Source organism: Streptococcus sp. HMSC034E03, from assembly GCF_001811505.1.
In the GTDB taxonomy this organism is placed as follows: Bacteria; Bacillota; Bacilli; order Lactobacillales; family Streptococcaceae; genus Streptococcus.
Genome location: NZ_KV804959.1, coordinates 1 through 11050 on the forward strand (window position 1 = coordinate 1; position 11050 = coordinate 11050).

13 protein-coding genes, 1 tRNA gene and 1 other RNA gene are annotated in these 11050 nt (G+C 39.6%); 1 reads left to right on the forward strand and 14 read right to left on the reverse strand.

Features of this window, described 5'->3' with window-relative positions:
• Positions 1–60 precede the first annotated feature (60 nt).
• The 13 genes from HMPREF2805_RS01915 to comW form a co-directional block, all read right to left on the reverse strand.
• Positions 61–498: a CoA-binding protein gene (locus HMPREF2805_RS01915; protein WP_075231172.1), complete on the reverse strand. Its 438-nt coding sequence runs from the start codon at positions 496–498 to the stop codon at positions 61–63.
• Between the two features lie 121 nt (positions 499–619).
• Positions 620–1588, reverse strand: coding sequence for a ribose-phosphate diphosphokinase (locus tag HMPREF2805_RS01920; RefSeq protein ID WP_075231173.1), 969 nt, complete (start codon positions 1586–1588; stop codon positions 620–622).
• Between the two features lie 142 nt (positions 1589–1730).
• Entirely contained in the window at positions 1731–2549 is an 819-nt protein-coding gene (locus HMPREF2805_RS01925) for a PrsW family glutamic-type intramembrane protease (RefSeq protein ID WP_075231174.1), read from the reverse strand.
• A 24-nt stretch (positions 2550–2573) separates the two neighbouring features.
• Positions 2574–3071, reverse strand: a complete 498-nt coding sequence (locus tag HMPREF2805_RS01930) for a beta-class carbonic anhydrase (protein WP_075229721.1) — start codon at positions 3069–3071, stop codon at positions 2574–2576.
• Between the two features lie 159 nt (positions 3072–3230).
• Positions 3231–3926, reverse strand: coding sequence for a TIGR00266 family protein (locus tag HMPREF2805_RS01935; protein WP_075229722.1), 696 nt, complete (start codon positions 3924–3926; stop codon positions 3231–3233).
• A gap of 70 nt (positions 3927–3996) precedes the next feature.
• Positions 3997–5358 (reverse strand): DNA repair protein RadA, encoded by a 1362-nt coding sequence (gene radA / locus HMPREF2805_RS01940; RefSeq protein WP_083301262.1) that lies wholly within the window; start codon positions 5356–5358, stop codon positions 3997–3999.
• 13 nt (positions 5359–5371) lie between these two features.
• The gene (locus tag HMPREF2805_RS01945; RefSeq protein WP_075231176.1) at positions 5372–5911 is read right to left on the reverse strand and encodes a histidine phosphatase family protein; all 540 of its coding nucleotides are present in this window, start codon (positions 5909–5911) and stop codon (positions 5372–5374) included.
• A gap of 139 nt (positions 5912–6050) precedes the next feature.
• Entirely contained in the window at positions 6051–6608 is a 558-nt protein-coding gene (locus HMPREF2805_RS01950; protein ID WP_083301263.1) for a histidine phosphatase family protein, read from the reverse strand.
• The gene (locus tag HMPREF2805_RS01955; RefSeq protein ID WP_000701987.1) at positions 6568–7011 is read right to left on the reverse strand and encodes a dUTP diphosphatase; all 444 of its coding nucleotides are present in this window, start codon (positions 7009–7011) and stop codon (positions 6568–6570) included. The genes HMPREF2805_RS01950 and HMPREF2805_RS01955 overlap by 41 nt, the downstream gene beginning before the upstream one ends.
• Before the next feature lie 55 nt (positions 7012–7066).
• Positions 7067–7165, reverse strand: an RNA gene (gene ffs / locus HMPREF2805_RS01960) — signal recognition particle sRNA small type.
• 32 nt (positions 7166–7197) lie between these two features.
• Positions 7198–7665: a tRNA adenosine(34) deaminase TadA gene (tadA, locus tag HMPREF2805_RS01965; RefSeq protein ID WP_075231178.1), complete on the reverse strand. Its 468-nt coding sequence runs from the start codon at positions 7663–7665 to the stop codon at positions 7198–7200.
• A 200-nt stretch (positions 7666–7865) separates the two neighbouring features.
• Positions 7866–9152 carry an adenylosuccinate synthase gene (locus HMPREF2805_RS01970; protein ID WP_075231180.1) on the reverse strand — a complete coding sequence of 429 codons (1287 nt, stop codon included), beginning with the start codon at positions 9150–9152 and terminating at the stop codon, positions 7866–7868.
• Positions 9153–9384: 232 nt separating this feature from the next.
• The gene (comW, locus tag HMPREF2805_RS01975) at positions 9385–9621 is read right to left on the reverse strand and encodes a sigma(X)-activator ComW (RefSeq protein ID WP_075231179.1); all 237 of its coding nucleotides are present in this window, start codon (positions 9619–9621) and stop codon (positions 9385–9387) included.
• A gap of 844 nt (positions 9622–10465) precedes the next feature.
• On the opposite strand from comW, the gene HMPREF2805_RS11650 reads away from it, so the two are divergent.
• The gene (locus tag HMPREF2805_RS11650) at positions 10466–10708 is read left to right on the forward strand and encodes an IS30 family transposase (RefSeq protein ID WP_371607964.1); all 243 of its coding nucleotides are present in this window, start codon (positions 10466–10468) and stop codon (positions 10706–10708) included.
• A 232-nt stretch (positions 10709–10940) separates the two neighbouring features.
• Here the strand turns inward: HMPREF2805_RS11650 and HMPREF2805_RS01985 are convergent.
• Positions 10941–11014 (reverse strand) — tRNA-Asn (locus HMPREF2805_RS01985).
• Positions 11015–11050 lie beyond the last annotated feature (36 nt).

Here is an 11050-nt window from a genome sequence, read left to right on the forward strand (position 1 = left end):
TAACGGAGCGAGACGGACTGAAAGTCACATAAGACAAAAGGTAGCCCGCAAGCTACCTTTTTATTGTTCAAGAATTAAGCGTGTATGTTCTCTCTTAATACAACGGTTCATCACGATATCATTGCAACCTCCAGCACGCAAGATTTCTTCCGCTTCTAGACTTTCAAGTCCTAGTTGCGCCCAGAAAATCTTAGCATCAGCCTTGAGAAAATCACGTGCCACATCTGGTAGAAACTCACTACGACGATAGTCATTAACGATATCTACAGGAAAAGGAATCTCAGCTAGGCTGGCATAAGCCTTTTCTCCCAAGATTTCACCACCTGCAGCCTTGGGGTTTACTGGTATGATTTTATAGCCACGAGCCTGCATTTCCTTTGTCACTCGATTGCTAGTTGTTTCTTCACGATCAGACAAGCCCACTACTGCTAGAGTCTTACTAGTTGCTAGATACTGACGAATCACACCATCACTTGGATTGATAAATTCTTGAGTCATAAAAATCCTCCTTTTTCATCAGTATAGCATATTTTGAAAGGGTTTGCAGAATTCTGCTACCAAAAAACTCCCAACAAGGTCTATCACTTTGTTAGGAGTTTTGTCTTATCCAATGAATTCGTTAGATTTTTTTCTCAATACTAAATAATGGAGATAGAGGACGTTTTTCGTGGATACGGACGATAGCATCCGCAAGAAGGTGAGCAATAGAGATTTGCTCAATCTTATCAATCAAACGTTCTTCTGGTAAGTAGATGGTATCCAAAACAACTAATTTTTTAATCGCTGATTTCTGGATATTATCCATAGCAGGCCCTGAAAGAACTGGGTGCGTACAGCTTGCGTAAACTTCGACAGCACCAGCTTCTGCAAGAGCATCCGCCGCATGGCAAATAGTTCCAGCTGTATCGATCATATCGTCAATCAAGATACAAGTCTTGCCTTCTACCTTACCAATGATGTTCATCACTTCACTGGTATTCATCTTGTCCACGCTACGACGTTTATCAATAATGGCAATCGGAGTTTTCAAAAACTCTGCCAATTTACGAGCACGAGTCACCCCACCATGGTCCGGACTGACAACCACATAGTCAGAACCAACCATGCCACGACGCTCAAAGTAGTCTGCAATTAAAGGAGCACCCATCAAGTGATCGACAGGAATATCAAAAAATCCCTGAATCTGTGCAGCATGCAAGTCAATCGTCAACAAACGATCCACTCCAGCCACTTCAAGCATATTTGCCACAAGTTTTGAAGTGATTGGCTCACGCGCTCTCGCCTTTCTATCCTGACGTGCATAGCCATAGTAAGGCATAACAACGTTGACAGATTCTGCACTGGCGCGTTTCAAAGCATCTACCATAATCAAAATTTCTAGCAGATTGTCATTTACAGGTGAGCTAGTTGATTGTAGGATAAAGACGTGTTTCCCACGGATCGATTCTTCGATATTAACTTGAATTTCTCCATCTGAAAATTGACGTACAGTCGATTTTCCCAACTCTATCCCAATCTCTTGCGCCACACGCTCTGCCAATTCTCTATTTGAAGAAAGGGCAAACAGCTTTAAATCAGAAAAAGACATGATTTCCTCCAGTATTTATGTATCACTTGTGTTTTTTCACAACATTTTTCCAACTACCATTGTAGCGCTTTTTTCTTGATTTTTCAATAAAAAATAAAACAAGAACAAACATTTATACTCTTGTTATAATCTTTTAAGAAATCTATTTTGTCATCACATCATTGTCCCTCTCAACAAAGTGGAAAGCCTGATAAAAGCTATAAAGAGTAATAGCTGTTACAAGAGGAAAAGCAAGGGGCAACTCTGTCTCTAACTCTACAATAGGCGAGTTGAATAAGAAGTGCGTTCCAAAAGCCAAACCAAGATAGTTCAAACCAGACTTCAGTTCTGCCTTCTGACCTTTATAAGCCCTGTAAAGCAAGTAAAGACCTAGTATGGCAAGTCCTGAAAAAGTCCAATGCGAGGCAAGAGCAGACGTTATTCGCTCTAAAATCCGAGAAATTGTATAAGCTAAGCCCTCTGGTAAATCCGAGCGAATATAGCTGATATCCTCAATCATTTGAAACCCTAAACCTGAAGCAATCCCTAGTAAAAAGATTGATTTCAATTTTTTAATTGGAATTAAATACAAAACAAAGGCAAGAGGTAGTAATTTTAAAGGTTCCTCTACAATCGGAGCAACAATGGCACTTTCAAAGGCATTTAAAAATGCACTATCTGGGAAAAGATCCCCCAGTAAATCATGGATATAGGTATTAGCAAAGCTAGATAACCAACCCGAAATAAATATCCCACCCAATAAGGACAAAGTTATAGCCTTTCTTGGTGTTCCCCATTTATGTCCAATGCGGTATAGGAGATAAACAGCTGGAATCATATAAAAGAGTGCTAGAAAGATGGAAAGTCCCATCACTCCATATTCCGTTCCAGACATCGATCCATCTGTAAAATACATGGTCTCATACTGTAAACCAATACACACTAATACAATAAAAACAAATAAAATAATATTTTTCTTCATACACTATCTTTCTACATTTAATCCTTACAGTTTTACGACTGTCATCCTTCCTGTATCCACATCGTAAACCGCACCTGAAATAACAACATCATCTGGGATTAGAGGAGATTCCTGTAGCAATCTCATATCCTCACGAACACTTTCATCAATGTCTTGAAAAGGCAAAAAGTCCTTGTCAGAAACATCCACTCCTAGTTCTTTTTTCAAATACTCCTGAAAAGGACCATTTTCAAATGTCTGTGCACCACAGTCTGTATGATGGAGCACCACAATTTCCCTTGTCCCCATTTGTTGCTGGGAAATCACAAGCGAGCGAATCATATCCTCCGTCACTCGACCACCCGCATTCCTCAAAATATGAGCATCTCCCAGAGCCAACCCAAGAGCTGGCGCAACGTGTAAACGCGAGTCCATACAAGTTACGATTGCAACCTTGGTCTTTGGTTTGATTGATAAATGAAGATCTCCATGCAGTTCTACATAGGCTTGATTGGCTTTTAAAAAATTTTCAAAATAGGACATGACAACTCACTTTCTAGTCTACCAGATAATTTGAACACCAAATTATTTATCTCCTATCTTACCATCTTTTCTTTGTCTTGTCAGCTGTCAACCTTCCTATTAAAAAACCAAGACAGAGACATCCAGCTTCTAGCTTGGGTTTCTGTCCTAGTTTTATGTTTATGAGCCTTTTTGGATATACTTATTGAGCGATCCTGCAAAGCTCTGAAGATTGAGACTTTGTACGTAGACCTCACCAGTTCCTCGGAAGGTGTTCACCACTCCTTCGCCTGTACCGATAGACTGCCAGAAGCCATTTTCTAAGTGAATATGATAGTCCAAAGATTGACTCCAAGCCACCACATGGGCATTGTCAATAGTTATTTCTTGGTTTTGTAGCTCAATTTTCTTAATAGAGCCAAAAGCATTGGCCAAAAGAGTTCCCTGACCTTGGGTAGTCATCACAAAGAGACCGCCTTGCCCTCCGAAGAGAGCTTTACCAATAGACTGACTCTCCATAGTATAGGAAGCTGTACCATCAAGAGCTAGAAAGGCCCCATCATTCAGTCGATATTGTTTTTCACCTAGTTCAAGAGCAATTACCTGCCCAGGAGTATCTGGTGCTAGAGCAAGGTTCCCGTTATCAGACTCTGCTACAGCTTGAGTAATGAAGGTGCTTTCACCAGAAACCATTGAACGCCCTACAGCTTTGACAAAACGTCCCAAACCAGAACCGCTTGCATTGAGCTGGGTATTGAGACTTACGTTAGGCGTGTGGTAAACCATACTACCTCGCTGGATATAGACGGTTTCTCCTTGATTGAGTGACAACTCTACCAAAGGAAATTGCATATGACTGTCCATAGAAAATTTCATCAGAAATTCCTCCTTGTTTTAATAAATGTTAGCAATAAAATGATTAGTAATCTATACCTGGATACAACTATTAGGAGAAAACCTTCTTCAAAACTTCTCCGATAGTCGTCACCCCAATCACCTGAATCTCCTTAGGTGGATTAATACCTGTCAAGGAATTTTTCGGTACATAGATTTTTGTAAATCCAAGTTTCGCTGCTTCATTGATGCGCTGCTCGATACGATTGACGCGCCGAATTTCTCCAGTCAAACCTAATTCTCCTACAAAACATTCCTGAGGATTGGTTGGCTTGTCCTTATAGCTCGAAGCTATAGCAACCGCAACTGCCAAGTCAATAGCAGGCTCATCTAATTTAACACCTCCAGCTGATTTAAGATAAGCATCCTGATTTTGAAGGAGCAAGCCTGCCCGTTTCTCCAAAACAGCCATAATCAAACTAGCACGATTGAAGTCAAGTCCTGTTGTAGTCCTCTTGGCATTTCCAAACATAGTCGGTGTTACCAAGGCCTGCACTTCTGCAAGAATCGGACGTGTTCCTTCCATGGTCACTACGATGGAGGAACCAGTCGCACCGTCTAAACGCTCCTCTAGGAAAACTTGACTCGGATTAAGAACCTCAACCAGTCCACCTGACTGCATCTCAAAGATGCCAATCTCATTAGTGGAACCAAAACGGTTTTTGACTGCTCTCAAGATACGGAAGGTATGGTGGCGCTCCCCTTCAAAGTAAAGCACCGTGTCCACCATGTGCTCCAACATACGCGGACCCGCCAAGGTTCCTTCCTTGGTCACATGGCCGACGATAAAGATGGCGATGTTATTGGTCTTAGCCAACTGCATGAGCTCTGCAGTTACTTCCCGCACTTGAGAAACAGAGCCTTGAACCCCTGAAATCTCAGGAGACATAATGGTTTGGATGGAGTCGATGATGAGAAAATCTGGCTGAATTCTCTCTACTTCTGCACGAACACTTTGCATATTGGTCTCGGCATAGAGATAAAACTCACTATCGATATCCCCCAAGCGCTCCGCTCGTAACTTAATCTGCTGGGCTGACTCCTCCCCACTGACGTAGAGAACTGTTCCGACTTGAGACAGCTGGGTTGATACTTGTAAGAGGAGAGTCGACTTCCCAATTCCAGGATCTCCACCTATAAGGACGAGGCTTCCTGGTACCACACCTCCACCGAGAACACGATTAAACTCCTCCATTTCGGTCTTGGTTCGATTGACATTGATGGATGTTACTTCAGCCAGTTTCATGGGCTTGGTTTTCTCACCTGTTAAGGACACACGCGCATTCTTGACTTCTGTAACCTCAACTTCCTCAACAAAAGAAGACCAAGACCCACAGTTTGGACAACGTCCTAGATATTTAGGGGAATTATACCCACAATTTTGACATACAAATGTCGCTTTTTTCTTTGCGATGATAAACCTCTTTCTAAATTTCTATCTCACATTCAATCACTTGGCAAAAATTAATCTTCTCGTCTGGTACAAATTGCCGCATGAGCATTCCGTGAGTTACAATGATAATAGTTTTATAATTTTTATATTTTTCCAAAGCACTTAAAAAACGATGACGCATCTCTAGATCAGTTTCATAGCGATAAGGAGAATCTTCAGATAAACCTCCTTGATGTTTTAGATAATATTCATGAGCTACCAATACACTAGTTAAATCAGAGTTAGTGCCATCTAAGTCTGGACGCCACTCATGAAAAAACGGCTCCACAAATAAGTCCAATCCTGTTTCAACCGCTATATAATGTGCTGTTTCTAAAGCCCTCGTCACAGACGATGAAATAATAATCTCTGCCTTTCCAAAACATGCAGTTTTAGCAACTTCTTTTGCCAGACTGCGACCTTTTCCTGTCAATGGTGCTAAATCACGACCAAAACCACTATAGAGTCGCGGATTTTCAAGTTTATCAAGCATACTATAATCTGGCTCTCCATGACGCACAAAAACAATCTTCATCTTAGTGCCCGGTCGCACCTCTTCTACAAAAGAAGACCAAGATCCACAGTTTGGACACCGTCCTAGATACTTTGGTGAATTATATTCACAATTTTGACACACAAATGTCGCTTTTTTCTTTGCGATGATAAACCTCTTTCTATATCTCTAACTCACACTCAATCACTTGGCAAAAATCAATCTTCTCATTTGGCACAAACTGGCGCATGAGCATTCGATGAGCAACAACTACCACAGTCTGATGTTCTCGATACTTAGACATACATTCTAGAAAACGAGACTTCATTTCCGTAGCTGTCTCATATTGAATAGGACTATTAGGAAGTAACTCCCCCTTATTTTCTAGAAACATAGTACGAGCTTTTTCAAAATTATCTGCGCCACTTTCATAGACCTGCCATTCATGTAATAATGGCTCCACTCTCAAAGGAAGTCCCGTAGCACAAACCACATAAAAAGCCGTTTCTAAAGCTCTTGTGACTGCAGAAGATATGATTATTTCAGCTGAAGGTAGTAAAGGATTTTTTCTCAGTTCCTGGGCTTGCTGCCGTCCCTTATCAGACAAGGGTGCCAAATCTATCCCAAATCCCGTATAAGAACGCTCCTCTAACTCACAATAATCTGGCTCCCCATGACGTACAAAGATAATCTTCATTCTAGTGCCCTGTCGATCCAAATCCACCAGTTCGAACACCATCAGCCGCATCTCCATCTGCAATTAAGAAAGGAGCAAAGACAGCCTGGACCACACGTTCACCAACTTCAAGAACAACCTCTTGGTCTGTGATATTCTTCATCTGCGCAAAAATATGCCCTTCATTCCCAGGATTTCCATAATAATCCCCATCAATGACTCCAACTGAGTTAATTAAAACCAAACCCTTCTTACGAGGATTTGAAGAACGATCATAGAGGTAGAGAACCTCAGTCGGCTGCATATAAGCCTTAACCCCTGTCGGAACCAAGACAATCTCTCCTGGCGCAATAACTGTACGCACAGCAACCTTTAAGTCGTAACCAGCCGCATGCGCTGTCTCACGCTTGGGCAATAAATTTTCATCTGTAAAACTAGAAACCAATTCAAAACCACGAATTTTCATATTATTCTCTTTTCTATTGTCTTTTATTCTAGGCTATTTTATCTTATTTATTCGAAAAAAGCACGAAAAAAGAGCACACAATTCACACTCGCTTAGGGCTGCTGGATTCCTCCCCTGACCCGCTTCACGCAGAACTGTTGCTCCATTAGTTATTATACCACATTTCCCAAGATTTTAAAAGAGAAATTATTTTTTCCGTCGATTTCTGAAAAATTCCTGCATAATACCTGCACATTCACTTTCCAAAATCCCAGTTTCAACTTCCACACGGTGATTGAGGCGCTCATCTGTTAAAATATCGTAGAGGCTGCCAGCAGCGCCAAATTTCTGGTTTTTAGCCCCATAAACTACCTTAGGGATACGAGCAAGCCCAATCGCCCCACTACACATGACACACGGCTCAATAGTCACAAAAAGCGTGCAATCCAGCAAGCGCCAGCTCTCCTCACTCAGGTTCGCATTCTCTATGGCCATAATCTCCGCGTGCATAACCGCTCGTTGTAACTCCTCACGCGCATTATGCCCACGACCAATGATTTCTCCATCCTTGACAATCACACAACCAATTGGGATTTCATCATGCTCTAAAGCAATCTTCGCCTCTCTCAAAGCTTCCCTCATAAAGACTTCTTTTTCTTCAACTGTATAATTCATCAATTTCCCTTTTCCTACTTGTCAGTTTTATTATTATATCATGAATCCCAACACAAAAAAAGCCACCGAATGCGGTGACTTTATAGGGAGATTATTATGAAAAAGAAAAGTTTAGGATATTTGTTACAACAAGTTAGGAGGTCTTCTTGTAACTGTCTATAGTATAGCTGAACTATCTTAAACAAATCTTAAAAAATCTCTTATGACCAAACACTTTCTAAAATATTTGTTTGTTCACGACCAGGACCTACTGAGAAAGTAGAAATACGAACGCCAACCAATTCGCTAACACGACGAACATAGTTACGTGCATTTTCAGGAAGATCTTCCAAAGTACGTACTCCAGTGATATCTTCTGACCAACCAGGTAATTCTTCATAAATAGGTTTACAACGTTTCAATTGTTCAAGACTAGCTGGATAGTAGTCAATGCGTTGACCATCAAGATCATAAGCTACACAGATTTTAACTGTATCCAAACCACTCAAAACATCGATAGAGTTCAAAGAAAGATTCGTAATTCCAGAAACACGGCGACTATGACGCATCACAACTGAGTCAAACCAACCTACACGACGTGGACGACCTGTAGTTGTACCATACTCATGACCTACTTCACGAATGCGTTCTCCCACTTCATCAAACAATTCAGTTGGGAAAGGCCCATCACCAACACGACTTGTATAGGCTTTACATACACCTACAAGGTTGTCAATCTTGCTTGGACCAACACCTGAACCGATCGTCACACCACCAGCAACAGGGTTTGATGATGTAACAAATGGATACGTACCTTGGTCAATATCTAACATGACACCTTGGGCACCTTCAAATAAGACACGTTTACCATTATCGAGCGCATCATTCAAGATAACAGAAGTATCTGTCACATATTGCTTAATTTGTTGACCATATTCATAATATTCTTCAAAAATATCATCAATTGAAATAGGGTTGCTTTCATACAATTTTTCAAACAAACGATTCTTCTCAGCAAGGTTACGTTCTAAACGCTCACGGAAAATCTCCTTATCCAAAAGATCCGCAATACGAATCCCAACGCGAGCAGCCTTATCCATATAAGCTGGACCAATACCCTTGATAGTAGTACCAATCTTATTTTCACCCTTAGCTTCTTCTTGCAGACGGTCTAACTCGATGTGGTACGGCAAAATAACATGCGCACGATCAGAAATACGTAGATTATCTGTTGTAACACCTTCATCATGAAGATAGCTCAACTCTTTCACAAGTGACTTAGGATTTACAACCATCCCATTCCCAATGACAGAAATTTTTTCAGGGAAGAAAATTCCAGAAGGAATCAAGTGCAACTTAAATTTCTTTCCATCAATCACAATTGTGTGACCAGCATTATCACCACCTTGGTAACGTGCAATCACTTCTGCATTAGCTGAAAGGAAGTCTGTAATCTTCCCTTTACCTTCATCACCCCACTGGGTACCTACAACAACAACTGAAGTCATAATCTTGTCTGAGCCCTTAGGCTCTTCCTTTCTCACATACATGGCAGGAATCTCACCTGCAATTATATCTTACAATTTATTATAATAAAGATTCTCTATTTTTTCAAGACCAAATACCTGAAACATTAGGAATTTAGAGAAAATTGAAAAAATCATATTGAAAAAATATTGCAAATTTTTATTATGATAAGATAAAATAATAAAATTGTTCGGAAATAACGATAAATAAAGATTAAACTAGAACATAATCATTTGAAATCAATAACTGTTCAATGTACAAACGGTAGCAAGCTCTATAGTGGTAAGAAAATAAAGGATGCATAATATCAAACTTGTACCGAACTAAATAATAGAGTAAAAATCGAAGATGAAAAACTTCCCATTCTAAATCATTATCTACTAAATAACTATATTCCTTTTCAATAACATCATAAAAATCAAGATATTGTTCATAAATCTGTTCAATCATTTTATTTGACTCCATTTCTATTGATAAAATGAGTATAACAAAAAAATAGAAGAACCAGGGCAGATACTTCCATCATGTACTATAATGAATATTCAAATAAATAACAGATAAAGAAAACTAACAGATCAGGGGCACAATACTACATTTCAAAAAAACATCTAAAATTTCTGTAATGAAAATAATACTGTAGGAATTATGCTAGTATACTTTATAATCCCAATTTGTAAAATTAAACTAGACAGAAAAAGCCATCTTTGTTAGGCTCAGATAAACTAACACATTTGTCTGATAGGAACTAACATAAATAACCTATATACATCTTACCACAAACGAACTCGTAATGATAAAGGCTTACTTTCAAGAAAACATAAAAGTTCTAGATATTGCGAACTCACTAGGAAGATCAAAACAGACAATCTACAAGGTCATCAACTATCTGAAAGAAGGGCACTCTGCTTATGATTGCTATAAGCAATATAAAGTCAATAAGAATCGCTGTGGCAGGAATAAAACCAGTCTTTCGCAAGCAGAAAAAAACTTTATTCAAACTCATTTAGAAGCTGGAGCCTTGATGTCATTAACGGAGCTCATCCAGATTCTATGAGAACTCTCTATCGACTAGCAGACCCACGGTATTTTTAAGAAAGAGGACCTCCAGAAAAGCAAATGATCATAGCGAAAAACAAGAAAAACAAGCGTTTCGTAGAGATTTACGTGAGAGAGCAGACAGTTATCCCGATTTTAAGACGGAATTCGGTCATCTAGAAGGGGATACAATTGTGGGAGAAAAATACAAAAATGCAGTTATTACCAAAGTAGAACGCTGCTCAAAAACATCATCGCACTGAAAACCAATGGACGGAGAGCAAGTGATATTGAGGCTTCTATTAATCAATGGTTGTCTCAAGTCCCTAGCCACCTTTTTAGGTCTATAACTTTTGATTGTGGGAAAGAATTTTCTAATTGGAAATCTATTTCCAATGCGCATGACATTGATATTTTCTTTGCGGGTTCAGACTGTCCTGGTCAACGGGGGCTCAATGAACATTCTAATGGCTTATTAAGACAAAATGGACAACCGAAATAAATGGATTTTACTAATATTTCTGAACATTATTTATCAGCTATCGCTGATAAAAGAAATAGAATGCCTAGAAAATCTTTTAAGACCTATTAAAAGGAATAAAAATTACTTCAAATAAAACACTCAAATCTAACAAACTTATAAAAGATATTAAATATTAATAAAGAGCAAAATTAAAAAGGATCAAGATGACCCCTGAAAGATAAAAAAAGACGTTCCTCGGAACGTCTACATACTCCGCCAGTAGGACTCGAACCTACGACATCATGATTAACAGTCATGCGCTACTACCAACTGAGCTATGGCGGATTAAAGCTAAGCGACTTCCTTATCTCACAGGGGGCA